Origin of the sequence: Breznakia sp. PF5-3 (assembly GCF_029504745.1) — a bacterium.
GTDB lineage: Bacteria > Bacillota_I > Bacilli_A > Erysipelotrichales > Erysipelotrichaceae > Breznakia.
Genome location: NZ_JAQFIQ010000022.1, coordinates 17,602 through 40,341, shown reverse-complemented (window position 1 = coordinate 40,341; position 22,740 = coordinate 17,602). Strand labels below are relative to the sequence as shown.

Annotated in this window: 27 protein-coding genes; 25 read left to right on the top strand and 2 right to left on the bottom strand. The window is 32.1% G+C overall.

The genetic code is table 11. The annotated features are described in order from the left end of the window. Positions 1–220: 220 nt before the first annotated feature. Both M2475_RS06685 and M2475_RS06680 read left to right on the top strand, forming a co-directional pair. A complete protein-coding gene (locus tag M2475_RS06685) occupies positions 221–1,288 on the top strand; it encodes an acyltransferase family protein (protein WP_277490395.1) in 1,068 nt (355 codons plus the stop codon). A 473-nt stretch (positions 1,289–1,761) separates the two neighbouring features. Then, positions 1,762–2,097: a hypothetical protein gene (locus M2475_RS06680; protein ID WP_277490393.1), complete on the top strand. Its 336-nt coding sequence runs from the start codon at positions 1,762–1,764 to the stop codon at positions 2,095–2,097. Positions 2,098–2,202: 105 nt separating this feature from the next. Here M2475_RS06680 and M2475_RS06675 read toward each other — a convergent pair whose 3' ends face one another. Beyond that, the gene (locus M2475_RS06675; protein WP_277490392.1) at positions 2,203–2,964 is read right to left on the bottom strand and encodes a DeoR/GlpR family DNA-binding transcription regulator; all 762 of its coding nucleotides are present in this window, start codon (positions 2,962–2,964) and stop codon (positions 2,203–2,205) included. 202 nt (positions 2,965–3,166) lie between these two features. On the opposite strand from M2475_RS06675, the gene M2475_RS06670 reads away from it, so the two are divergent. Further along, positions 3,167–3,997 (top strand): HAD family hydrolase, encoded by an 831-nt coding sequence (locus M2475_RS06670; RefSeq protein WP_277490391.1) that lies wholly within the window; start codon positions 3,167–3,169, stop codon positions 3,995–3,997. Between the two features lie 80 nt (positions 3,998–4,077). On the opposite strand, the gene M2475_RS06665 is transcribed toward M2475_RS06670, so the two are convergent. Beyond that, a complete protein-coding gene (locus M2475_RS06665) occupies positions 4,078–4,497 on the bottom strand; it encodes a pyridoxamine 5'-phosphate oxidase family protein (protein WP_277490390.1) in 420 nt (139 codons plus the stop codon). 88 nt (positions 4,498–4,585) lie between these two features. On the opposite strand from M2475_RS06665, the gene M2475_RS06660 reads away from it, so the two are divergent. From M2475_RS06660 to M2475_RS06555, 22 genes are all read left to right on the top strand, one after another. Next, complete coding sequence (locus M2475_RS06660) at positions 4,586–5,515, top strand: YafY family protein (protein WP_277490389.1); 930 nt, start codon at positions 4,586–4,588, stop codon at positions 5,513–5,515. A 44-nt stretch (positions 5,516–5,559) separates the two neighbouring features. Next, positions 5,560–6,195 carry a 2-C-methyl-D-erythritol 4-phosphate cytidylyltransferase gene (ispD, locus tag M2475_RS06655; RefSeq protein WP_277490388.1) on the top strand — a complete coding sequence of 212 codons (636 nt, stop codon included), beginning with the start codon at positions 5,560–5,562 and terminating at the stop codon, positions 6,193–6,195. A 57-nt stretch (positions 6,196–6,252) separates the two neighbouring features. Then, positions 6,253–8,160 carry a hypothetical protein gene (locus tag M2475_RS06650; RefSeq protein ID WP_277490387.1) on the top strand — a complete coding sequence of 636 codons (1,908 nt, stop codon included), beginning with the start codon at positions 6,253–6,255 and terminating at the stop codon, positions 8,158–8,160. Between the two features lie 190 nt (positions 8,161–8,350). Next, positions 8,351–8,644: a 30S ribosomal protein S6 gene (gene rpsF, locus M2475_RS06645; protein WP_277490385.1), complete on the top strand. Its 294-nt coding sequence runs from the start codon at positions 8,351–8,353 to the stop codon at positions 8,642–8,644. Positions 8,645–8,655: 11 nt separating this feature from the next. Continuing rightward, positions 8,656–9,111 carry a single-stranded DNA-binding protein gene (ssb, locus tag M2475_RS06640; RefSeq protein ID WP_277490384.1) on the top strand — a complete coding sequence of 152 codons (456 nt, stop codon included), beginning with the start codon at positions 8,656–8,658 and terminating at the stop codon, positions 9,109–9,111. A 14-nt stretch (positions 9,112–9,125) separates the two neighbouring features. Next, entirely contained in the window at positions 9,126–9,356 is a 231-nt protein-coding gene (gene rpsR, locus M2475_RS06635) for a 30S ribosomal protein S18 (RefSeq protein ID WP_277490383.1), read from the top strand. Between the two features lie 79 nt (positions 9,357–9,435). Beyond that, positions 9,436–10,179, top strand: coding sequence for a MerR family transcriptional regulator (locus M2475_RS06630; protein ID WP_277490382.1), 744 nt, complete (start codon positions 9,436–9,438; stop codon positions 10,177–10,179). Positions 10,180–10,225: 46 nt separating this feature from the next. Then, positions 10,226–10,957, top strand: a complete 732-nt coding sequence (locus M2475_RS06625; protein ID WP_277490381.1) for an ABC transporter ATP-binding protein — start codon at positions 10,226–10,228, stop codon at positions 10,955–10,957. Next, entirely contained in the window at positions 10,944–11,672 is a 729-nt protein-coding gene (locus M2475_RS06620; RefSeq protein ID WP_277490380.1) for an ABC transporter permease, read from the top strand. Before M2475_RS06625 ends, M2475_RS06620 begins: the two co-directional genes overlap by 14 nt. 106 nt (positions 11,673–11,778) lie before the next feature. Next, positions 11,779–12,669 carry a DUF2232 domain-containing protein gene (locus M2475_RS06615; RefSeq protein ID WP_277490379.1) on the top strand — a complete coding sequence of 297 codons (891 nt, stop codon included), beginning with the start codon at positions 11,779–11,781 and terminating at the stop codon, positions 12,667–12,669. Positions 12,670–12,673: 4 nt separating this feature from the next. Then, positions 12,674–14,653: a DHH family phosphoesterase gene (locus M2475_RS06610; RefSeq protein WP_277490378.1), complete on the top strand. Its 1,980-nt coding sequence runs from the start codon at positions 12,674–12,676 to the stop codon at positions 14,651–14,653. Next, positions 14,634–15,086 (top strand): 50S ribosomal protein L9, encoded by a 453-nt coding sequence (gene rplI, locus M2475_RS06605; RefSeq protein WP_277490376.1) that lies wholly within the window; start codon positions 14,634–14,636, stop codon positions 15,084–15,086. Before M2475_RS06610 ends, rplI begins: the two co-directional genes overlap by 20 nt. A 9-nt stretch (positions 15,087–15,095) precedes the next feature. Then, positions 15,096–16,472, top strand: coding sequence for a replicative DNA helicase (gene dnaB, locus M2475_RS06600; protein ID WP_277490375.1), 1,377 nt, complete (start codon positions 15,096–15,098; stop codon positions 16,470–16,472). Further along, complete coding sequence (locus tag M2475_RS06595; RefSeq protein ID WP_277490374.1) at positions 16,469–17,221, top strand: MBL fold metallo-hydrolase; 753 nt, start codon at positions 16,469–16,471, stop codon at positions 17,219–17,221. Before dnaB ends, M2475_RS06595 begins: the two co-directional genes overlap by 4 nt. Before the next feature lie 241 nt (positions 17,222–17,462). Continuing rightward, on the top strand, positions 17,463–18,230 hold the full coding sequence (locus M2475_RS06590) for a nucleoside phosphorylase (protein ID WP_277490373.1): 768 nt from the start codon (positions 17,463–17,465) through the stop codon (positions 18,228–18,230). 34 nt (positions 18,231–18,264) lie between these two features. Further along, positions 18,265–18,741 carry a 23S rRNA (pseudouridine(1915)-N(3))-methyltransferase RlmH gene (gene rlmH / locus M2475_RS06585; protein ID WP_277490372.1) on the top strand — a complete coding sequence of 159 codons (477 nt, stop codon included), beginning with the start codon at positions 18,265–18,267 and terminating at the stop codon, positions 18,739–18,741. A 17-nt stretch (positions 18,742–18,758) separates the two neighbouring features. After that, a complete protein-coding gene (locus tag M2475_RS06580; protein ID WP_277490371.1) occupies positions 18,759–19,361 on the top strand; it encodes an MmcB family DNA repair protein in 603 nt (200 codons plus the stop codon). Between the two features lie 16 nt (positions 19,362–19,377). After that, positions 19,378–19,800, top strand: a complete 423-nt coding sequence (locus M2475_RS06575; protein WP_277490369.1) for a DUF523 domain-containing protein — start codon at positions 19,378–19,380, stop codon at positions 19,798–19,800. Between the two features lie 4 nt (positions 19,801–19,804). Continuing rightward, positions 19,805–20,206 carry a cytidine deaminase gene (locus M2475_RS06570; protein ID WP_277490368.1) on the top strand — a complete coding sequence of 134 codons (402 nt, stop codon included), beginning with the start codon at positions 19,805–19,807 and terminating at the stop codon, positions 20,204–20,206. A 96-nt stretch (positions 20,207–20,302) separates the two neighbouring features. Next, positions 20,303–20,569: an HPr family phosphocarrier protein gene (locus tag M2475_RS06565; protein ID WP_277490367.1), complete on the top strand. Its 267-nt coding sequence runs from the start codon at positions 20,303–20,305 to the stop codon at positions 20,567–20,569. 57 nt (positions 20,570–20,626) lie between these two features. After that, positions 20,627–22,333 carry a phospho-sugar mutase gene (locus M2475_RS06560; protein WP_277490365.1) on the top strand — a complete coding sequence of 569 codons (1,707 nt, stop codon included), beginning with the start codon at positions 20,627–20,629 and terminating at the stop codon, positions 22,331–22,333. After that, positions 22,330–22,629, top strand: coding sequence for a Dabb family protein (locus M2475_RS06555; RefSeq protein WP_277490364.1), 300 nt, complete (start codon positions 22,330–22,332; stop codon positions 22,627–22,629). Before M2475_RS06560 ends, M2475_RS06555 begins: the two co-directional genes overlap by 4 nt. Positions 22,630–22,740 lie beyond the last annotated feature (111 nt).

Here is a 22,740-nt window from a genome sequence, read left to right as displayed (position 1 = left end):
GTATTCATACCAAGTTTATGATGACACCCTATAAGTACCAACAACAAATATCACATGTATCTTAACTAGTTGTCAATTAAACTGTTGCAGTTCCCAGATATTAGAAAAAAATAATGACTTATGTTGATTACTATAATAAACTAATATAAAGGATATATATTAATTACTTGGATATATATAGGGTTAATTTCTGTGGTTTTATGAGAGGAGAAATAAATTTATGGATAAAAAAAGAGTACTATATTTAGATGTTTGTAGAATTGTTGCAACCTTCTTCATGGTAATGATTCATGTAGTTGCTCCGTTGTGGGGAGGAACCTCAGCTAGCAGTGATGAGTGGGGGATAATGAATATTTATGATAGTATCGCAAGATTTTGTGTACCTTTATTTTTAATGATTAGTGGAGCTTTGATGTTAGATAAGAATAAAGAAAAAAGTACAACGGATTTATTCAAAAAGAATATATTAAGAATAATTATTGCTTTTGTTTTTTGGTCTGCTATATATTTGATTCCTTATTACTTTTATGATGGAGTTAGAGTAAAAACACAATTTATGCTTAAGTTTCAAGGTGGACATTATCATATGTGGTTTTTATTTACTATATTAGGAATTTATTTAATGATTCCGCTTATAAAATCTTTTATTTATGATGATAAAAAATGTAAATATTTTTTAATTTTATGGCTCGTTTTTTCAATTATAATTCCTAATATTTATTTGATTTCAGAACTGTTTCCAAATTTACCACATTTTCTTCAAGATGAGTTTAGATTTCTGTCTACATTAAGTGAAAAAATCCAGCCTTCATTAGTCTTGGGGTATGTAGGATATTTTGTCTTAGGATATTATTTACATAATAAAGAAATTAGTTCTAAGCTTACTACAATAATTAATATTAGTGCTATTATAGGAATTGTCGCAACGATTATTATGACAAAACGTGTATCTATTCTAAGAGGAGAGAATGTTATGTATTTCTATGAATTTCTTACACCTAACGTTCTATTGCCATCGATAGCAGTTATGATTAGTGCAAAAAAATTAGTTCCAAATGAAATGAATCTCACTATGACAAAAGTATTAACAAGTTTATCTAAGCTTTCTTTAGGTATATATTTGTCACATGCCTTGTTTGAAATCATTTTACGAAGAAATGGAATTAATGTAAATAGTTTAAATTATATGTATATGGTTCCTATATTGACATTATTAATATATTTACTAAGTGCATTTACAACATATATAATTAGCAAAATACCTGTGTTAAGAAAGTACATAGTATAAATGATATATAGCTAAATAGATTTGAAAATTATAAGGAAACTTTAATTACTGATAAAACACCATTAAATGTTACGATTCGGCGACCATGGTTGCCAATTTTTATACAAGTTAAAAATTATATGATATGCTTTTGATATCAAATTAAATTTATACAAAAGGAGGATTTATGTTAAAGAAATATATACTATTTTATATGCCATTTATAACTTCTTTGGTATGTGAATAACTGATCTTTAAAGCATATGAGGGTTATTGGATGTCATACGATATTCGTTCAATGTATTTTGCACATATATACTATGTGCTATATGCAATAAGTATATTCATCTTTTCGCTTAATTTGAAAAAATATAGTGTATTATCTACATGGGTTTTCATTTTGACAGTAATTATTTAAGGTTTATTACTACAAGATAGTACAAAGATGTAAAAAGGATATTATATAAGATTGGTAATCCATAAAAGGAGGCAAAATGAAAAGTAGAACTAAAAAGATTGCATTTTCGATTCTAGCTATAATAATTATAATTATTGGTATTTATTTATACATACAATCTGTACGATCAAATGCTATTGAAGCAGTTAAAAAAACTTATAGGGAAGAATTAGCGTTAATAAGGGAAGATTATGATTTACCAAAGTTTGATGACAACACACTAGATTCATATTATATACCTTTGGCAGATCAATATGATGGAGAAAATCAAGGATCATTGATTTCTTCTGAAGTCGCATTTGATTTAATGAGTTTTATAGCTACTTATAACGAGTATTGGTCTTTCAATTATTTAAAGGAATATATTGAATAAGCATTTGAGTACTCTGATAGAGAATAACAACTAAAAAGACACAAGGGTGATAAGTCCTTATGTCTTTTTAGGATGATTAGTTTACGATTCTTCGTTAATTTCAATTTATTTTTTCATTGCTTCTACAACAACTTTGCTTTTTACCCTCTTGCGATCTTCATCGCTAAGGGTATCTGTGATAAAAATATCTATCTCTTCAAATGTTGTGTATTGATATTTACCAATCTTATCGAATTTAGATGAATCCGATAAAATCATTGATTTTGTTGTGCGTTTCATAACTTCAGAATTTAAGAAAATTTCTTCGCGTCCCATAATTCCAGGACCATTAATTCCCATACATCCATCCATTCCGAAAATAGCTAAATCGTAGTGAATGGATTTGATAACGTTAATTGCATATCCACCAACCATTCGTTTACCTGCTTTTAGGTAATCTCCACCAACGATAATTAATTTGTGGTCGCTCTCGGCAATAATAGGAATAAGCTCAAAAGAATTTGTAACAATCGTTAAATTTTTCTTTAGTCTTAAGAGACGCCCTAATGGCAAAGCAGTACTACTTGGATCAATATAAATGACGTCATCATCATTGATGAAGTTAATGGCCTTATAGGCTATCTGCTTTTTTTCTTCTGCTTTTTCTTTGATTCGGATATCCATTGGAAGATCCACAATCGCATTTCGTAAAGTGGCACCACCATGAGTCCGATAAAGCAAACCAGTATCTTCGAGGAAAGACAAATCACTACGAATTGTCTCCAAAGAGACATTCATTAATTTTGCTAATTCTTCTACTCTGACTTTTTCTTTGGTCAAAATATATTTTTTAATTTCATCTCTTCGCAAATCGTTGTTTTTTGACATTCAAAATTCCTCACACCTATATTATTATCGAAACAAAAAGAAAATACAATATAAAGATGATAAAATATGAAAACAAAAAGAATTTTATTCCCCTTTCAAAAAAAAGATATTTTGTTTGGGTAAAAAACCAAGAAAACTATAAATTCTTAATAGTGAAAGAAATTTATGGATTTGATATAATCAAAGCAAGGATGTGAGAAAAATGGAAAAACCAATCATTGCTTTGATGTATGATTTTGATAAAACGTTATGTACAAAAGATATGCAAGAATATTCTTTTATTCCTAATTTAAAGATGGAATCTTCTGTATTTTGGAATGAAGTTCAAACCTTGGCAACGAAAGAGGGGATGGATGGGATTCTTGCCTATATGTATCACATGATTCGAAAAGCGCAAGATAATCGTCTTTCAATAAAACGAAAAGATTTTGAAGATGCAGGAAAACATGTAGAACTTTTTCCTGGAGTAGAAACTTGGTTTGATAGAATCAATGCTTATGGAGAATCTTTAGGTGTTAAGATTGAACATTATATTATTTCAAGCGGTTTAAAAGAAATTATTGAAGGAACAAAGATAAAAGATGCTTTTGAAAAGATATATGCTTGTGAATTTCATTATAATGAAAATGGAGTCGCTGATTGGCCAGCATTAACAGTAAATTATACAAATAAAACACAGTTCTTATTTCGTATAAATAAGGGTGTGTTAGAGTTGTATGAAGATGAGAAGCTAAATGAATTTAAGGAAGATCGAGATCGACGGATTCCCTTTCGCAATATGATTTATATTGGTGATGGATTAACGGATGTTCCTTGCATGAAATTAGTAAAGGTTAATGGTGGACAATCAATTGCAGTGTATACAGAAAAACACAAAGTAGAAAAACTGTTGATGGATCAACGAGTTGATTTTATAACACCAGCTAATTATGAAGAAGGGAAAGAACTTGATTATCTAGTAAAAACAATTGTTCATAAAATGGCAATTGTAAATGAATTAGTTGATATTCATCATGAGCAGAGTAAAACTTAAAAAGGACTTGCACTCTATACTTTATAGAATGCAAGTTTTTCAATTATATTGATAAATTTTCAACACTTTATTTTCACCTTTTAAATTGTTATCGTTTTTGCGTTCTTGATATCAGGAATTACAGTGAAATGATTACTGTGAATTTCAAATACATCTAACATTGGTCCAGCCATATCCAAGGTATTTTTAAACTCTGGATTTTTTTGAATGAAGGCATCTGCAATATCAAAAATAGATGTTTCACTCTTCTTTACAATTGCATCAATTGAACGAACATGCTTTTGGCTTTGTGTTGGTAAAGTAGTGAAAGATACGTTAGGATTTTCTTTAAATTCATTAACCTTGGTATTGTTTTTAAATGTAGCAATATAGATAATATTTTTATCTTTATCATATACAAAATCCATAATTCTTACATGGGGTTTATCTTTTATACTTGTTGCTACTGCAATGTTTTTTGCTTCCTCCATTGTTTGGTAAAATATGTCTAAGTAATTCATAAAATATTCCTCCTTTATATTAGAATGAAAATATATCATAGGAATTATGACACCTATATGTCATAATTGTTTAAAAAGGAGAAAATTTATGAAAATTGATAGACTTATATCGATTATCTTTATTTTGTTGGATCGTAAAAAAATTAGTGCTAGAGAATTAGCGGCAATATTTGAAGTTAGTACAAGAACGATTTATCGAGATATTGATACGCTTACAATGGCAGGGGTACCAATTATTACGACGGTAGGTAGTGAGGGTGGAATTAGTATTCTTGAAGACTATAAGGTTCAGAAACATTATTTTTCTTCTTTGGATCTTTCAACTTTATTATTAGGGCTACACAGTGTATCTCCAACACTGACAATGGAAGAGGAATCTTCTGCTTTATCAAAGATTAAGAATTTGATTCCCAAAGAACTATATGCTGAAGTAGAAGATAAAATGTCTAAGATATCAATTGATTTAACTACATGGACATCGAATAATCAAACAAGTAAATCTTTTAAGAAGGTGAAAAAAGCTATTGATACAACAAAAATCATTAATTTCGCTTATTATGATCGTAATGGAAAAGCTTCGCAAAGAAGTATAGAACCATATCGGTTAGTAATGAAGGATACAAGTTGGTATGTTCAAGGGTATTGTTTATTACGTAAACAAGCACGTGTCTTTCGACTTTCAAGAATGGAAAACATCGTATTGACAGAAACATTTAAAAAACGAGAAATTACATTTGAACCATTAAATGGAAAAAAGTGGATAGGAGATAAACTCTTTATAATTAAGCTGTGTGTTGATGTTTCAGCACGTGAGCGTATTGTTGAAAGATGTGGAGAAGAAGCAATTACACAGGTAAAAGGAAATAAGATGTATGTAGATTTTCCTTTTGTAGATGATGATTATGGTTATTCGTTGTTACTTAGTTTTGGTGAGTCATGTGAATGTTTAGAGCCAGATTATGTGCGTGAAAAATTAGTTGATAAAGTAAAAAAAGTGTTAGCTGTTTATGAATCATAATATGAAATAATGAAATTGTACCTTAAGTGTGTTATCATTTTTTTATGAAATACACTACAATAATCGTAGCGGCTGGAAAAGGCACGCGTACCAATTTGGGGTACAATAAATTATTTTATGAAAAACATGGAGAACCTTTGATTACCAAAACGTTATCTCCTTTTATACAAGATCCAGATTGTATAGAAATTATCATGGTTGTTTCTTTGGATGATAAGAGTACTTTTGAACGAATCATTCATTCTGATAAGGTAATATATGCGATTGGAGGACAAACAAGACAGGAAAGTGTTTATAATGGTCTTAAGGTCGTACAGAGTGAATATGTGATGATTCATGATGGGGCTAGACCATTTTTGAAGAAAGAGCAAATTACAGCGTTAAAGCAAACATTACAAGAGGATGATGCTTGTTTATTAGTTGTTCCTGTGGTGGATACCATTAAGATTGTAGAAGATGGATATGTGAAGGAGTCACCATTACGGTCACAGTGTTATTCAGCACAAACACCACAATGCTTTAAAACAGGATTGATTTTAGAATGTCATAAAAAAGGTCAAAACGAAGGGTTTTTCGCAAGTGATGATGCACAATTGTTTGAAAGATATGGAAAAACAAGAGTTAAAGCAGTTGTTGGAGATTATGGAAATAAAAAAATAACAACAAAAGAAGATTTATAATTACGAAACCAAAATAGGAAAACTTACATCTAAGAATAATAGAGTATTGGAGGGAATATGAAATTAGTAAAATTAGTTTGTCCAAATTGTGGGGGTAAGGTAAAAGCAGATCCTAGTTTAAAAACGGCTGAATGTAAATATTGTCATTCGGAATTTTTGATTGATGATGAAGAACCAACAATAAATAATTATTATACATATGATAAGACAAATGTAAGAAAACCAGATTCTAAAAGAGTGATGCTAGGAATCATCGCTTTTTTTGTGATACTTTCAATGATTACAATTCCTATGCTTATGCATCTGGGATCTAGTTCATCTTCTAATAGTGGTAAGGTACAAGATTTACCTGAAGGAAAAGTAATGAAAGAATTTGTGGCAGTTGCATTAGAAAAAGATTTTGATGAAATTGATCAAGAAGATCTAGCGAAGATAAAATATGTATCTGTTCGATATGACAAGATGAAACAAGGGTATGACTTTCAGTATAGTTTTGAGAATTATTTTAAAAATAAAGCAGATTTTGGTGATTCCATAAAACATCTTCTTATTTCTAGTGAAGAATATAATTTAGAATTGAACGATATTCTTAGCTTACAAGCTTTGGTTAAGCTGGAGGTTGGTGATGGAATAAAAAGTGATTATAATCAGAATTTATCTGCCATGAAGGATTTACAATCGTATAAAAGTACAGATCAAACGAATTATCTTCAAAATATTGAAACGATACCTAATCCAGAAAAAATGAAAGATATTAGTATTTTCGCAAGCGATGATCAAATTGAAAAATTAATGGATTTCAAGAATTTAGAATCAATCGCTTTGTATGAGGCAAATAGCACTGATAAAATAGGTGATCTTACAAAATTAAAGAAATTGAAATCGGTAGAAGTAGTAGCTTATAGTAATGAAAATTGGGACTTATCATGGCTTTCATCAATGAAGAAGTTGACTTCGTTGAAAATCTCGGATATTGGAGGAAAGGTTGATGATTTTACATTTTTATATAGTTTGAATAATTTGGATCATTTAGATATTTATAGTGAGGCATTAAGGGAAATGGAGTTTGTTCACAATATGCCTAAATTAATTAGCTTATCATTGGAAAATACATCACTTATTAATCTTGAACCGCTACGTAATAGAACAGCTATGAGTGAACTCGTTGTTGGATATAATGGAAACTTATCAAATTTGGATGTTATATCAACCTTGACAGGGCTAACAAAGTTAAAAATAATTGATATTGCGAATGTACATGAAGTGAGTAAAACATTAGATTTGCATACTTTGAGAAACCTAGAAGAAGTATCAGTTGATAATTGGTGTATGGATACAATTGCTGATCTTCCAACAATTAAATGTTTAGAAATAGATGCAACTGGTGAATTGTTAATGGATAAGGTTGCTACTTTAAAAGGGTTGGAAACGTTAAAATTAAGAGATGGAAATCTTGATAATTTTGAAGCTTTGCAAGCACTACCTAATTTAAAGCATTTAATTCTAGGCGCTGATGTTAGTGGGTATTATACTGGTGGGAACTATGCAACGATGTTTAATTTGCCAATTGAAACTTTAGAAGTATACACAAGTTCATTGTATTTAGATGTGAGTCAAGTACAGCAGAATGCAACGATAAAAAAGTTATATTTCATTCAAGGAAATAACAATCTTACAAAGCTTGAGAATGGAAATGAGATAGGAGATAGTCTTGGGATTGGAGATTTTTCAGAAATTCTTTCTAAAATGATAGGTGTTGAAGAATTAGTTATATTGAATGGAAAGGTAAATTCATTAGAATTTGCTTCCATGATGCCAAATCTTAAGTTTATTAATATTAGTGATAATTATGTTAAAGATTTGGATGCTCTTAAAAATCTTAAGAACTTGAAATTTGTTATTTGTCATGATAACTCGATAAGCAATTATAAGGTATTGGATAAGAAGGTACTCATCTTTAAATAGGGTTATAATAGATAGGTGTACGTGAAATGAAGTAAATATAATATTGAAGAATTTGGTTATTTGTTATTTTTAAAAGATTTCTTTGCAATTCAATACTATGTTTGATATTATATATTAGCGAGTAAATGCAATTTACTCCTTGTTATTTCCTTATGAGAAATAGCCAATAGACCAGAAGGAGGTGTACGAAATGAGAAAATATGAAATTATGTACATCGTGAACGCATCACTTGAGGATGCTGCTAGAGCAAAGGTTGTTGAAAGTGTTCATAAAACACTTACTGACAATGGTGCTACCATCGACAAAGTTGACGAATGGGGAAGCAAAGAGTTCGCGTATGAAATCAACCATATGACAAAAGGTTTTTACTACGTAATTGATGTTACTGCTGGAAATGAAGCAATTGCTGAATTTAATCGTTTAACGAGAATTAATGCAAACGTTATTCGTTTCTTAGTTGTAAAAACTGACGAAGAGAAATAAGGAGGTTTATTATGATCAATCGAGTTGTTTTAGTTGGACGTATCACAAAAGATATAGAGTTAAGAAAAACACAATCAGGAACCTCTGTTGTTTCATTTACGATGGCTGTTAATCGTCGTTTCAAACAAGAAGGTCAGCCAGAAGCTGATTTTATTAGATGTATTGCTTGGAACAAGACAGCAGAGTTAATGAATCAATATTTAAACAAAGGTGCTTTAATTGGTATTGAGGGAAGAATTCAAACCGGAAGCTATCAAGATAAAGATGGCAAGACAGTTTATACTACAGATGTAGTAGTTGACAATGTACAATTCTTGGAACCTAAGAATGCTAGTAGTAATAACAGCACACAAACTTATGTACCACAAGATCCAAGTGGTTTTACACAACAAGATCAATCATCATCAGTTGCAGATGATTTCGCAAACGATACATTAGATATTGCAAGTGATGATTTACCATTCTAAGAAAGGAGTATATCATGGCTTATAAAAAACAAAGAGTTGGACGTAAAAAAGTATGTTATTTTACGAAAAATAAAATTGAAACAATTGACTACAAGGATGTAGAATTGTTGAGAAGATTTATTTCTGCTAATGGGAAAATTATTCCTAGACGTGTTACAGGGACAAAGGCAAAGTATCAAAGAATGCTTGCTACTGCTATCAAACGTGCTCGTCAAATGGCATTGTTACCATATGTAGAAGACTAATTATATAATGAAAAAAGAGAGCGAAGTAATTTGCTCTTTTTTATTTGTGTGGGATAATAAATAAAAAATGAGGGTTATTATGGATAAAACATATTCTACATCTGAAATCGCTAAATTAATAGGGGTGCATTCCAATACTGTACGTCTGTATGAAGAATGGGGATTTATCACAAAACCGAAAAGAAAAAAGAATGGCTATCGTATTTTTACGGATTTACATCTTCAACAAATGCGAATTCTACGTAGTCTTTTTCAAGTACCAATCGTACAGAATGGAATGCGTAAGAAGGTTGTGACAATTATTAAGGTTATGGCCTTACAAGAATATGATGAAGCCTTAAAACTCACCTTGGAATATTTAAATCAAATTGATGAGGAAAGGCAAAATGCGGAAGAAGCAATTGAGATTGTTGAAAAGATGTTACATGGTAAAAAGGAGAATTCAGAGGCTTGTTTGACTCGTAAAGAGACGGCTGATGTATTAGGTATTTCTATAGATCGTTTGCGTAATTGGGAATTGAATGGTCTTATCTTAGTAAAACGGAAAAAGAATGGCTATCGGGTGTATTATGAAGAAGATATCAATCGATTGAAAATTATTCGTTTGTTACGTTATGCAAATTACTCATTGACCGCAATTATGAGGATGTTGAATAAAGTAAGTGAAGATCCCACTTCAGATGTTCGCTCACTCATCAATACACCACATCCAGATGAATACATTATCACCGTATGTGATGAACTTATATCTTCTTTACATACAGCAAAAGGCAATGCCAAACAAGCATATAAAATTTTGAAAAAACTAAACCCTCCATCATAACACCAGACTTTGAACTGGTGTTATTATTTTGTCAGAAGGAGGCTTTATGAAAACAATAAATGTAGAAAATTTATCAAAAGCGTACGATCAAAAAGAGGTTTTAAAGGGCATATCTTTTTCCGTAGATAAGGGAGAGGTCTTTGGTTTATTAGGAGCGAATGGTGCTGGTAAAACGACGACGATAGAGTGTGTGTTAGGAACAAGAGTTGCAGATCAAGGAAAGATATCAGTTTTGGAAAAAGATCCACGAAAAGAACGCAAATTATTATTTAAACATGTTGGTGTCCAGTTTCAAGAAGGGAGTTATCAAGATAAGATAAAAGTTAACGAATTGTGTGAAGAAACATCATCATTTTATACAAATCCTCAAGATTATAAAGTATTGTTGAAGCAATTTGGTCTAGAAGAAAAAATATCAAGTATGGTAAAGGAATTATCTGGTGGACAACGACAGCGGTTATTTATTGTTTTAGCATTATTGCCAAATCCTGAAGTCTTGTTTTTAGATGAGTTAACAACAGGATTAGATACACAAGCAAGAAGATTTGTATGGGAATCAATCAAAAAGTTAAAAGAAGCAGGAATGAGTATCTTTTTGACTTCACATTTTATGGATGAAGTAGAGATTCTCTGTGATCAAATTGGTATTTTGAAAGAAGGAAGATTTATTTATTATGGAAGTGTAAAAGATGCAATTAAGGAGAGTCCTTATGAGACATTGGAAGATGCGTATCTATGGTATATCAATAAGGAGGATAATGATATTGAAAACTTTTAAAGAAATGTTGAAAGTAGAATTTATACTTTCTATTCGAGATATGAATATGGTAATTTTTGCGATTCTTATGCCAGTTGTAATCATGTTTTTAATTGGCTCAATCTATAGTGGAAATAATGGGAGTACCGAAATGATTTCCCGCTCATTCAGTGCTGTATCGACGGTTGGCATCTGTGCTGGAGGGCTTATGGGGTTGCCATTAGTGGTTGCTGATTATCGGCAGAAAAAGATTTTGAAAAGACTTCAAGTAACACCAATAAGTCCACTTCTAATCTTAATTGTACAGGTTGCAATATATATAATTTATGCAGTCGCTTCTTTAATTTTAGTATATCTATTAGCGACTATTTTCTTTGGTTATCAAATGCAAGGACCACTATGGCAGTTTTTAGGTTATTATGTTTTAGTGATGGCATCGATGTTTTCGATTGGCATGATGGTTGGTGGGTTATCAGCAAACATGAAGACAGCTTCACTGATTACGAGTTTATTATATTTTCCGATGTTAGTATTTTCAGGAACGACGTTACCTTATGAGATAATGCCTACATCATTACAAAAGATTGCTGATTTCTTGCCTTTAACCCAAGGAATAAAATTACTAGAAGCAGTTTCGCTCAATATGGAGATATCAAATATGTTTCCAATTCTTATCATGGTTGCCATTATAATTGTCTGTACAACGTTATCCATTAAATTATTTAAATGGGAATAGTAAAAAAGGAAAGGTAGTAGTTAAAAAACTACTACCTTTATTTCGTAAAAGCCTTTCATAATATGCTAAAAATTGATAAAATGAAAGATAAGTTGTAGGTGATGTTATGGTTTCTAAAACGAAACAAATAAGTGAAGGTGCGATGATGATTGCGATGATTGGAATTTTTCTACTCATCAATCGTCAAACGGCGAATTTTTTAGAAGATGCAATATCATGGCTTATTAGTTTGCCAATGATTGTTTATTGTACGAAATATGGATTAAAAGCAAGCCTTATCGTATGTGTTTCATGTTTGCTTTTATCTTTTATGATTGCAGCACCAACAACCATTTTCTATTTGTTTTCGGCATTAATAGTTGGTGTTATGTATGGTTATGGGGTTTCAAAAAAGTGGAAGAATGCCCATCTTTTGATTCTTTGTATCATCATGCAATTGATTACAATGTTGATAACAGTTCTAGTGCTATCAGAGATCTTTGGGTATAATATACTTAGTGAATTTAGAGAACTTTTGAAAATCGTTCAAAGTGTTGAAACAATTGAAAATTCGAAAACGATTACAGGATTGTTCTTGTTAATTATTTATATAGGAACAAGTATCTTACAAGGAATATTAATTCATGTGGTTGCCCATATCTTGCTGAAGAGGCTTCATGTAGATGTTTTACCATTGAAACAACTTCAAGAGGTTGTATTTCCAAAGTGGATGGCATATTTTGTAGGCATTAGTTGGTTACTTTATATGTTAAGCAGTTTAGGGATGTTTGATAAAACAATAAGTTCTTATGTTTTTATGGTATATGCAATTGCTTTTATCATTGGTGTGAGTAGCGGGCTTATTACTTTACTAACTTATGCAATGAAAGAGCAAAAACGATCTTTGATTTTTATTTCAATGGTATTGTGTTTTGTGCCAGGAATTAATAACTTAATTCTTTGGTTGGGTATATATGATATGTTTACTGGTTTTCATCAGAAAATAGGAAGTAGGTGAAAAGATGAAATATATGGAAAGTATTAAGGTTCAAGTTGGAATTGTTTTAATGCTTGAATTGGTTGCGCTTATTTTATTGGTTGCATTGGGACTTGTAGATCTTGCTATTGCTTTAGTTGTTATTGTAGGAGTGAATGCAACGGTTGTCTTATGGATTTTGTATACGGTAGAAAATGAGCGGGAAAATCGATCAATTGATATTTCGCGAATATTAGGGAAAGAAGCCAAAGGGGCATTTGATTTTGGTGAAGTTGGTATTATTACTTACAATGACCAGTACGAAGTTACTTGGGTGAGTAGTTTTCTTATTTCACGAGGAATTAATATTGTAGGTAAAAAAGCGACCAGTTTTATTGCTCAAATTGAAGATCTTTTTCAAGGTGAAATGGATACAATATATGGAACATATAAAAATCGTGTTTATGAATTATCGAGAAAAGAACAAGCACATGTATTGTTTGTTCGAGATATTACGAGATTAAGTGAATTGAAATCTAAATATGAAAGTGAATCGTTGGTTGTGGGATTGATTCATATGGATAATTATGCGGATATTCAAGCATTTGAAGATGAAACAACCTTGACGAATATTAACTTGAATCTTCGTCAACCGATTGTGAATTGGGCAAATGATAATGGAATTATTATTCGCCGTCTTCGTAGTGATCGATTCTTTTTGATTTTAAATGAAGATATTTATGATAAGATAGCAAATAATAAATTCGATATTCTTACTTATGTTCGTGGAAAAGCAGCGGAAATTGATGTGAATATTACGTTATCAATGGCTTTCGCAAGAGGTCATACGGAGCTTATGTCGTTGGATGAAATGGTAAGTGATTTGTTGGAGTTAGCTCAGAGTCGTGGAGGCGACCAAGTCGCTGTAAAACGGTATGGGGATGATGTAAAATACTATGGTGGAAAAAGTGAAGCGACATCGACTCGTAGTAGGGTTCGTGTAAGAGTAATGGCGCAAGCTATTAAAGAAGTTATCATGGAGTCAAATCAAATTTTTATTAGTGGGCATAAGGATATGGACTTTGATTGTATGGGAGCGAATCTTGCAATTTCTCAACTTGTACAATCTTATGGAAAGAAGGCTTATATTGTTTCTCAAAGTGGTGGATTAGAAAGTCATTTAAAGGAAGCAATGGAATATTATGATGCGCATTTAAGTGAGCGACATAATTTTATTAGTGATGATGAAGCACTAAGGATGCAAAAGAAGAATGATTTGATGATTATTTTGGATTATCACAATCCAGCACATTCTAATGCACCGAAGTTATTAAATAGTAGTGAGCGAGTAATGGTTTTAGATCATCATCGTAGAGGATCTGAATTTATTAAGAAACCAATTTTGGTTTACTTGGAGTCAAGTGCAAGTAGTACTTGTGAATTGATTAGTGAATTGATAGCATATCAACCTGGTAAGGTTGGTATTAGTGAAGTTGAAGCAACAATTATGTATCTTGGAATCTTGGTGGATACGAACCGGTTTAAAATGCGTACCGGATTCCGTACCTTTGAGGCATGTGCTCAACTTAAAAAATGGGGTGTGGACCCTGTCGAAGCAGAAGCTTTACTGAAGGAAAATTATGATGAATTTGAGGCAAAAATTAATGTCTTAAAGTATAGTAAGATGTATAATGATAATATTATTATCTCTTGTGTTGATGATACAGAAAGGTTAGAGCGCTCTTTGATGTCGATTGGTGCCGACTCTATGTTGAGTATTAAGAATGTAGAAGCAGCCTTTGTTGTTGGTAGAATTAGTGAAAATCAAGTAGCTATTTCTGCACGAAGTAAGGGTGTCATCAATGTACAGGTAATTATGGAAGAATTGCAGGGTGGAGGTCATTTCACAGCGGCTGCAGTTCAAAGAGAAGATATGACTACCGAGGAGTTGTTAGAATTATTGGAAGTTGAACTTGAAAAGTATTTGAATGAGGAGGATGTAACATATGAAAGTAATCTTGCTTAAAGATGTGAAAAAAGTAGGAAAAAAAGGAGAAACGGTAGAAGTAGCTGATGGTTATGGAAGAAACTTTTTAGTCGCAAAAGGGTTTGCCGTTGAGGAAACAAAGCGTAGCAAAGAAATTTTGAATCAGCAAAAAGCCGACAAGCAAAAAGAAGAACAACATTTGGAAGCGGAAGCGAAAGCTTTGAAAGAACGTTTGGCAAAATCAGTTGTTGAATTTAAAGTGAAAACAGGAGAGGGCGGTAGAGTGTTTGGTAGTGTTTCTAGCAAACAAATTATTGAAGGTTTGAGAAAGCAATATGATATTCATTTGGATAAAAGAAAAATAATTGATGTTCACAATGTTTCAAGTTTAGGGACAACGATTGTGAAAATTGATTTATATAAGAATAAAGTAATAGGCGAAATTCATGTTCATTTAAGTGAACAAAAGTAGGAGGTTTTTATGAGTAGAGAATTACCACACAATAATGAAGCAGAGCAAGCGATTTTGGGTGCCTTATTGATATATCCCAAAGTTTCGCAAACCGTTTATGATCAAGATTTAAGTAAAGATGATTTTTATTTAGAAGCTCATAAACGTATTTTTGATGTGATGGTAACTTTAATGGAAGAAGGAAAACCGATTGATCCTACAAGTATTATTTCAAAGTTGCAAGATCGTGAAGAACTTGCACTTGTAGGTGGGGCAGACTATATTTTGTTATTGAGTGATAGTGCTGTTACAAGCGCTAATGTAAATTACTATATTGAGATTGTGAAAAATAAGGCAGATGCACGAAGATTGATTGAAACGGCTGAGAGAATTGCGGAAGAAGGCTTTGATACATCAAATGAGTTGGATGTTCTTTTAGATGAAGCCGAAAAGCAAATACTTTATGTTACGCGAAATCGTAGAGTTAACGATTTTCAAAATAGTAGCACGGTTGTGAGTAATGTAATGAATGAAATTAGTGAATTACAGAAATCGAAAGATGGAATTACTGGGGTAAAGACAGGATTTCGTCGCTTAGATGAAATCACTAATGGATTACAACGTGGTGATTTAATTATCTTGGCTGCTCGTCCTTCCGTGGGGAAGACAGCATTTGCTTTAAATCTTGGGCTTAGAGCTTCAAAGAACAATAAGAAAACAAGTAATGGAGCAGTTGCCATTTTCTCACTTGAGATGCCTGCTGAACAGTTAATGAAGCGTATGTTGAGTGCTCAAAGTGAAGTAGAAGGAAATAAATTGCGTAACGGACAGTTAAACAATGATGAAATGAACAAACTGTATGAAGCGGCTACAAAACTTACAGGATGTAAGTTATATATTGATGATTCTTCATCTATCAAGATGGCCGAAATTTTTTCTAAATGTAGAAAATTAAAAGCGGAAGAAGGTTTGGATTTAGTGGTGATTGATTACCTTCAATTGATTGAAGGTAGTGGAAGAAGAAGTTCTGATAGTAGACAACAAGAGGTATCAGAAATTTCCCGTTCACTTAAAATGTTAGCTAGAGAATTGAGTGTTCCTGTAATCGCCTTATCACAATTATCACGTTCTGTAGAACAGCGTGCAGGTGATAAGCGACCAATGTTATCAGATTTGCGTGAATCGGGTGCAATTGAGCAGGATGCCGATATTGTAATGTTCTTATATCGCGAAGATTATCATAATACCAATACTGAAGAACGCGAAAAAGAAGATGAAGTACAAGTTGAAGTATCACTACAAAAACATCGTAATGGAGCTACTGGAACGTTTGAATTGAGTTTTAAAAAATCAGTAAATGCTTTTTATGATTTCGCTAAACCTGCATTTGAGGGGTTTGGACAATGATAAAATTTGCATTATTAGCAAGTGGTTCAAAAGGGAATTGTTGTTTGATTAAAAATTGTGAAACTTCCATTGTTATTGATTGTGGTAGTACAAAAAAATATCTTTCTACGTGTTTTGAACGACTTAAATTTGATTATCATTCAATTAGTGCATTGTTTGTTACACATACCCATACAGATCATATCAGTCAGTTAAAAATGTTTGAAGGAATTGATACATATGCACTTGCAAATTTAGATATTGATTCATTTTATAAAGTTGAGCCGTATGATGAAATTACCCTTGATACGCTCCGAGTTAAAGTTATTCCTACATCACATGATGCAAAAGACTCATGTGGATATGTAGTTGAAAGCAGTGATCAAAAATTAGTGTATATCACTGATACGGGGTATATAAATGAAGCGATAAAGCCATACTTAATGAACGCTGATTATTATATTTTTGAAAGCAATCATGATATTGAAATGTTGATGGCTACAAAGCGACCAATGTTTGTGAAGCAGAGAATTATTGGAGATTTTGGACATCTTTGTAATGAAGATAGCGCAAATGTATTGGCAGAGTTAGTTGGAAAAAAAACAAAGGAAATTGTACTTGCTCATATTTCAGAAGAAGGAAATTCAAAAGAACGAGCAAAAGCTGTTTTACTTGATACTTTGCAAGCAAAACAAATTGATACATCAAGATTGCGTATCATAAGTGCACCACAGTTTGAAATTGTCCGTGGGGGAAATAATTCAAAATAAACCATTTTAGTTGACAAAGTAATTAAATATTTATATTATATAATCGTAAAACGAAGTAATATCCCTTTCCTATCTTCTTGCTTCGTTTTACTTTGAATTTAATCATAATAAATTTTGAAAATAAAAGCTTACATTCCTAATAGATAGGGTGTAAGCTTTTTTATATGCTTTGCTGTTTTTGACAAACTATTTTTATAATGGAATAATTAATTTATATTTAGAAAATTAAGGGGGATATAAGATGATACCATTAATAACTGATTTTGATAAAGAAAGAAATGCAATTATTAATCCAAGTGAAATTGTAGAAAGTGTAGAGGAAATGCCAAAATATATTATTTCTTGTTTCACTAGATCAATTATTGAAAAGTTAGCAAGCCGAGATGATGTGGAAGTCGTTTGGGTGAATGAAACAGCAAACGGCGGATACCCTGTTTATAAGACGAAATATAACGGGGTTGAAATAGGTTTTTTTATGTCTGGAATAGGAGCTGCTTTAAGTGCTTCGATGTTAGAAGAAATGATTGCAATAGGTGCAGAAAAATTTCTGTATTTTGGATCATGCGGTGTTTTAAGTAATCAAATTGAAGATGGAGAAGTTATTGTTCCTAAATATGCTATTCGCGATGAAGGAACAAGTTATCATTATTTACCTGCATCTGAACGCGTGGAAATGGATGATCATGCATATCAAACAATTTGTTCGATTTTGGATGAAATGAATGTTCCACATTGTACTGGAGGTACATGGACAACAGATGCATTTTATCGGGAAACGCAAAAAAAGATGAAAAAGAGAATAAAACAAGGATGTCTTTGTGTCGAAATGGAATGTTCCGCATTGTTAGCGGTATCTAAATTTCGGGAGGTATCTTTTGGGCAATTTTTATTTGCTGCAGATTGTTTAGATGAAACAGTATGGCAACAAAGAGGTCTTCATGTAGATCAGGGATTGACGTTAAGTGATTTGTATATTGAAATAGCTATGAAGAGCGTATTGAAACTTTAATGTATCTGTTGCATATTTTTGATATAATACAGCTATGATAAAAATTATTGGTGTTGGAAAAATAAAAGATAAAAACCTAAAGGCTTTGTGCGAAGAATATAAAAAACGTATTCAGCCTTATCATAAACTTGAGATAATTGAGGTGAATGATGAAGCGATTGGTGGAAATGCATCTTTAAAAGATGAAATAATCATTAAGGATAAAGAAGGTATGGAAGTATTAAAGCGAGTGAAAGATAACGACTATATGATTTTGTTGGACCTTCATGGTACACAGCTGACAAGTGAAGCGTTCGCAACAAAGATTGAACAGATTCAAACCTACCATACAAGTAATATAACGTTTGTGATTGGTGGTAGTTTAGGGGTTAGTGAAGCATTGATGAAACGCAGTGATTTTCGTTTTAAATTATCTGATCTTACCTTCTTACATCAAATGACAAGATTGATTTTATTAGAACAAATTTATCGAAGTTTTAAAATTCTCCATAATGAAACATATCATAAATAAGATAGGAGTAAGTATATATGTACGAAGAAGATAAAATTCGATTGTATGATGAAGATATCCGTGATCCATTATTTGATTATTTAGAAAGTATGTATGGAAAGATTCGTGTATTTGAAGAGAAGATCATTGGTAAATCAAGAGCTGACTTCATAGTTGTTTGTGAAGATAAAATTCTTGGGATTGAAATAAAAAGTGATGTAGATACTTATGAACGATTGAAGACACAAGTTAAAAATTATAATAAATACTGTGATTATAATTATATCGCAATTGGGAAATCACATGCATTACATGTGGATAAGCACATTCCAAAAGAATGGGGAATTTTAGTATTATCCGTGCATCAAGGAGCAATTTGTGTTGAGGAAAAGCGACCTGCACAAGTGAATCCAAAGATGAAAAAAGAACATCAGATTACAATGATGTGGAGACCTGAGATACAACGTATTTTAAAGCGAAATCATCTGCCTGAATATAAGCAGAAAAGCAAAAAGTTTGTCCAACAAAAATTATTAGAAAAAATGCAATGGAATTGTCTGAAACAGCAGATGTGTGAGGAATTGTTTGAAAGAGACTATACTTTATGGGAAGCAGAGCTAGAACAATATAAAAGAAAGTGATTTTTTAGGAGGAACAATGAAAGAAAAAGTATTAGTGAGTTCCTGTTTGCAAGGAATTGAATGTCGTTATAATGCAAGTGCTTATCATAATGACAAGGTAGATGAATATGTAAAAGATAAGGATGTTATTCTTGTGTGCCCAGAGGTGTTAGGTGGTTTGCAGGTGCCTCGTAATCCTTGTGAAATAAAAGTGGGTAAGGTAATAAGTGTTAGTGGCGAAGATGTAAGTGAAGCATTTCAAAAAGGTGCAGAGATAGTGTTTAAAATTGCTCAGGAAAATAATATAAAGAAAGCGATTTTAAAAAGTAGAAGTCCTAGTTGTGGGAGTAATTGGATATACGATGGAACTTTTTCAGGGAAGTTAGTTAAAGGTGATGGGATATGTAGTTCTTTATTGAAGAAACACGGAATCGAAGTAATTAGTGAGGAGGACTTATAAAGTTATGGAAACACTAACAAAGCAAGATGAAGAATTGCTTGCACTTGCGAAAGCGGTTATTTATAAGAATTATGATGGTGTTCATTATAATCATACGGTAGGAGCGGCAGTTCGTTGTAGAAATGGAAATATGTACATTGGTGTAAATGTGTATTCACTTCATGGTGCTTGTGCAGAGATGATTGCGCTTGGTAATGCAATTACTGCAGGAGAACGTGATTTTGAATGTATTGTTGCATATCGTGGTGGAGAAGATGAAGGGGTGCTATCACCATGTGGAAACTGTAGACAATTGTTGTCTACCTATATGCCAAAAGGTGAGGTTATCCTTGAAATTAATGGAGAACATAAAAAAATATCAGTGAGTGAATTACTGCCTTATGCATATGAGGTTGAAAGTGAATGAAAAACATATCCAAGGTTTCTGAAAAAAAGTGATTGTAAGTGCTTTCGATATGTTGTAAAATAGAAGTGATAGAAATGAGCTTAGGAGGAAACAGAAATGAAACAAATAACAGTGACTGTAATTGATCCAGTTGGATTACATGCTCGTCCTGCAACAGTTGCGGTACACGCAGCAGGTAAGTTTAAATGTGAAGTAAATGTTGCATATGGTGGACGTGAAGTTAACATGAAATCAATTATGGGTGTTATGTCTTTAGGAATTCCTACACAATCAGAAATTACAATTTCTTGTAACGGGGAAGATGAAGATGCAGCTATAGCAGCTATCGAAGATGTATTACGCGCTCAAAAAATTATTGGGTAATAAAAGAAAGATGGCTTGACCGTCTTTTTTTATTTATATTGGAAAGGAGTAATCAATATGTATAGCAAAGAAAAAGATGTAGAATACTTACGGTGGATAGAAAGTCCGAACTTAGATGAGGAATTACGTAAAGAATTAGATAATATGAGTGATGAGGAAATCCATGACAGTTTCTACACTAATATTGAATTTGGAACGGCAGGGATGAGAGGATTATTGGGACCAGGAACAAATCGTATTAATGTGCATACGATTGCTAAAGCAAACGTTGGGTTTGCAAAGTATATTAGAGATAATGGTGAAGAAGCAAAAAAAAGAGGTGTAGCAATTGCATATGATAATCGTCATATGTCATATGAGTTGGCAATGGTTAGTGCTAAGGTTTTAGCTACTTATGGAATTCGATCATATGTATTTGAATCCCTTCGACCTACTCCTGAGCTATCATTTGCAACTCGTTATTTAAATTGTTTTGGTGGGATTGTTGTGACAGCGTCGCATAATCCTAAAGAATATAATGGATATAAACTATATGATGAAAAAGGATGTCAGTTAATCCCTTCATTGGTAGAGAAGGTAATTGCTTATGTAAATGAAATAAAGGATGAGTTAGCAATTTCCTTTACTGTTGATGAACAACAAGAAGCTTTGATAACAATGATTGGTAAAGATGTAGATGAAGCATATTATAAAGAAGTACTAGGTATTCAGTTACAACCAGATATAGATAAGAGCAATGTGAAAATTGTTTTTACTCCGCAACATGGAACCGCTAATATTCCTGTACAAGAAGTATTTAAACGCACAGGTTATCATTGTATCCCAGTTGTGGAACAGTGTTCACCGGATCCTAACTTTAGTAATACGAAGACACCAAATCCAGAAGAGAGTGCATCTTATGATTTGGCTATTGAATATGCGAAGAAACATCAAGCGGATATTGTGTTGTCTTGTGACCCAGATGCAGATCGAATGGGAGTTGTAGTGGATCAAAATGGATCTTACATCTTACTTACAGGAAATCAAAGTGGAGCATTATTGTTGGATTATATCTTGCATCAATTGAAAGAACAAGGGAAAATGCCACCAAATCCAGTGATGTTTAATACAGTCGTTACTGGAGACCTTGGTGAAAAAGTAGCTAATGCATATGGTGTTGAGTGTGAAAAAACACTTACCGGATTTAAATTTATAGGTGAAAAGATTGCAAAATATGAAGTTACAAATGAAAAACAATATGTTTTTGGTTATGAAGAAAGCTATGGTAGTTTGATAAAACCATTTGTTCGTGATAAAGATGCTGTACAAGCATGTTTAATGCTAGCAGAGGCAACTGTTTATTATAAGCAACAAGGAAAAACCTTGTATGATGTATTGAATGATTTATATGAAAAGCATGGCTATTATGAAGAAAGCCAAGTTTCACTTACATTAGAAGGAAGTGAAGGGGCAGCAAAGATTAAGGAAATCTTGAAAAACCTACGTGCAGCTAAATTAGAAAAGATTGGTACTTATAGAGTAACGCGCTTTGAAGACTTTAAAGAATGTATTGTAAGAGAACAAGGGGTGGAATCAAAATTAGAAGGTTTTTCTACTTCGGATGTCTTAAAGTATTTTTTAGAGGATGGTAGTTGGATTGCTATTCGCCCAAGTGGAACGGAACCAAAGTGTAAGTTTTATTATTGTATAAAAGGTAGCAGTGGTGAAGAGGCTCATGAAAAAGCTAATATCTTGAAAAAAGAGATGGAGAAATTTACAAAATGATACGTCATGTCGTAATGTGGAAATTAAAAGAGGATTTGACACCATTTGAACGTGAACAACTCATGCTTGAGTTTAAATTGAATATGAGTAACTTAGGTCCTATTGTTGAAGGTATTGTGAAGATAGAAGTCATTGTGGATATCTTAGATTCTAGCAATATGGATATGCTTTTGATTAGTGAGTTTGAAAGTAAAGATGCTTTGAATCAATATCAAAATCATCCAAAACATAAGGATGCAACAAAGTGTTTGAAAGGAATGGCAAAGATTCGTAGTTGTGTAGATTACGTTTTATAAAAAGGATGAAGACAATATGGTATATACATATTGTCTTTTTTAATGATATATTGTATTCGAAAAAGCTTGTATTATTGATATAATATATTATTATGTTACTAATAGATAGTT

Coding starts and splice junctions, on each gene's coding strand:
- M2475_RS06685 (WP_277490395.1), top strand. CDS start 221: ATGGATAAAAAAAGAGTACTATATTTAGATGTTTGTAGAATTGTTGCA.
- M2475_RS06680 (WP_277490393.1), top strand. CDS start 1,762: ATGAAAAGTAGAACTAAAAAGATTGCATTTTCGATTCTAGCTATAATA.
- M2475_RS06675 (WP_277490392.1), bottom strand. CDS start 2,964: ATGTCAAAAAACAACGATTTGCGAAGAGATGAAATTAAAAAATATATT.
- M2475_RS06670 (WP_277490391.1), top strand. CDS start 3,167: ATGGAAAAACCAATCATTGCTTTGATGTATGATTTTGATAAAACGTTA.
- M2475_RS06665 (WP_277490390.1), bottom strand. CDS start 4,497: ATGAATTACTTAGACATATTTTACCAAACAATGGAGGAAGCAAAAAAC.
- M2475_RS06660 (WP_277490389.1), top strand. CDS start 4,586: ATGAAAATTGATAGACTTATATCGATTATCTTTATTTTGTTGGATCGT.
- ispD (WP_277490388.1), top strand. CDS start 5,560: ATGAAATACACTACAATAATCGTAGCGGCTGGAAAAGGCACGCGTACC.
- M2475_RS06650 (WP_277490387.1), top strand. CDS start 6,253: ATGAAATTAGTAAAATTAGTTTGTCCAAATTGTGGGGGTAAGGTAAAA.
- rpsF (WP_277490385.1), top strand. CDS start 8,351: ATGAGAAAATATGAAATTATGTACATCGTGAACGCATCACTTGAGGAT.
- ssb (WP_277490384.1), top strand. CDS start 8,656: ATGATCAATCGAGTTGTTTTAGTTGGACGTATCACAAAAGATATAGAG.
- rpsR (WP_277490383.1), top strand. CDS start 9,126: ATGGCTTATAAAAAACAAAGAGTTGGACGTAAAAAAGTATGTTATTTT.
- M2475_RS06630 (WP_277490382.1), top strand. CDS start 9,436: ATGGATAAAACATATTCTACATCTGAAATCGCTAAATTAATAGGGGTG.
- M2475_RS06625 (WP_277490381.1), top strand. CDS start 10,226: ATGAAAACAATAAATGTAGAAAATTTATCAAAAGCGTACGATCAAAAA.
- M2475_RS06615 (WP_277490379.1), top strand. CDS start 11,779: ATGGTTTCTAAAACGAAACAAATAAGTGAAGGTGCGATGATGATTGCG.
- M2475_RS06610 (WP_277490378.1), top strand. CDS start 12,674: ATGAAATATATGGAAAGTATTAAGGTTCAAGTTGGAATTGTTTTAATG.
- rplI (WP_277490376.1), top strand. CDS start 14,634: ATGAAAGTAATCTTGCTTAAAGATGTGAAAAAAGTAGGAAAAAAAGGA.
- dnaB (WP_277490375.1), top strand. CDS start 15,096: ATGAGTAGAGAATTACCACACAATAATGAAGCAGAGCAAGCGATTTTG.
- M2475_RS06595 (WP_277490374.1), top strand. CDS start 16,469: ATGATAAAATTTGCATTATTAGCAAGTGGTTCAAAAGGGAATTGTTGT.
- M2475_RS06590 (WP_277490373.1), top strand. CDS start 17,463: ATGATACCATTAATAACTGATTTTGATAAAGAAAGAAATGCAATTATT.
- rlmH (WP_277490372.1), top strand. CDS start 18,265: ATGATAAAAATTATTGGTGTTGGAAAAATAAAAGATAAAAACCTAAAG.
- M2475_RS06580 (WP_277490371.1), top strand. CDS start 18,759: ATGTACGAAGAAGATAAAATTCGATTGTATGATGAAGATATCCGTGAT.
- M2475_RS06575 (WP_277490369.1), top strand. CDS start 19,378: ATGAAAGAAAAAGTATTAGTGAGTTCCTGTTTGCAAGGAATTGAATGT.
- M2475_RS06570 (WP_277490368.1), top strand. CDS start 19,805: ATGGAAACACTAACAAAGCAAGATGAAGAATTGCTTGCACTTGCGAAA.
- M2475_RS06565 (WP_277490367.1), top strand. CDS start 20,303: ATGAAACAAATAACAGTGACTGTAATTGATCCAGTTGGATTACATGCT.
- M2475_RS06560 (WP_277490365.1), top strand. CDS start 20,627: ATGTATAGCAAAGAAAAAGATGTAGAATACTTACGGTGGATAGAAAGT.
- M2475_RS06555 (WP_277490364.1), top strand. CDS start 22,330: ATGATACGTCATGTCGTAATGTGGAAATTAAAAGAGGATTTGACACCA.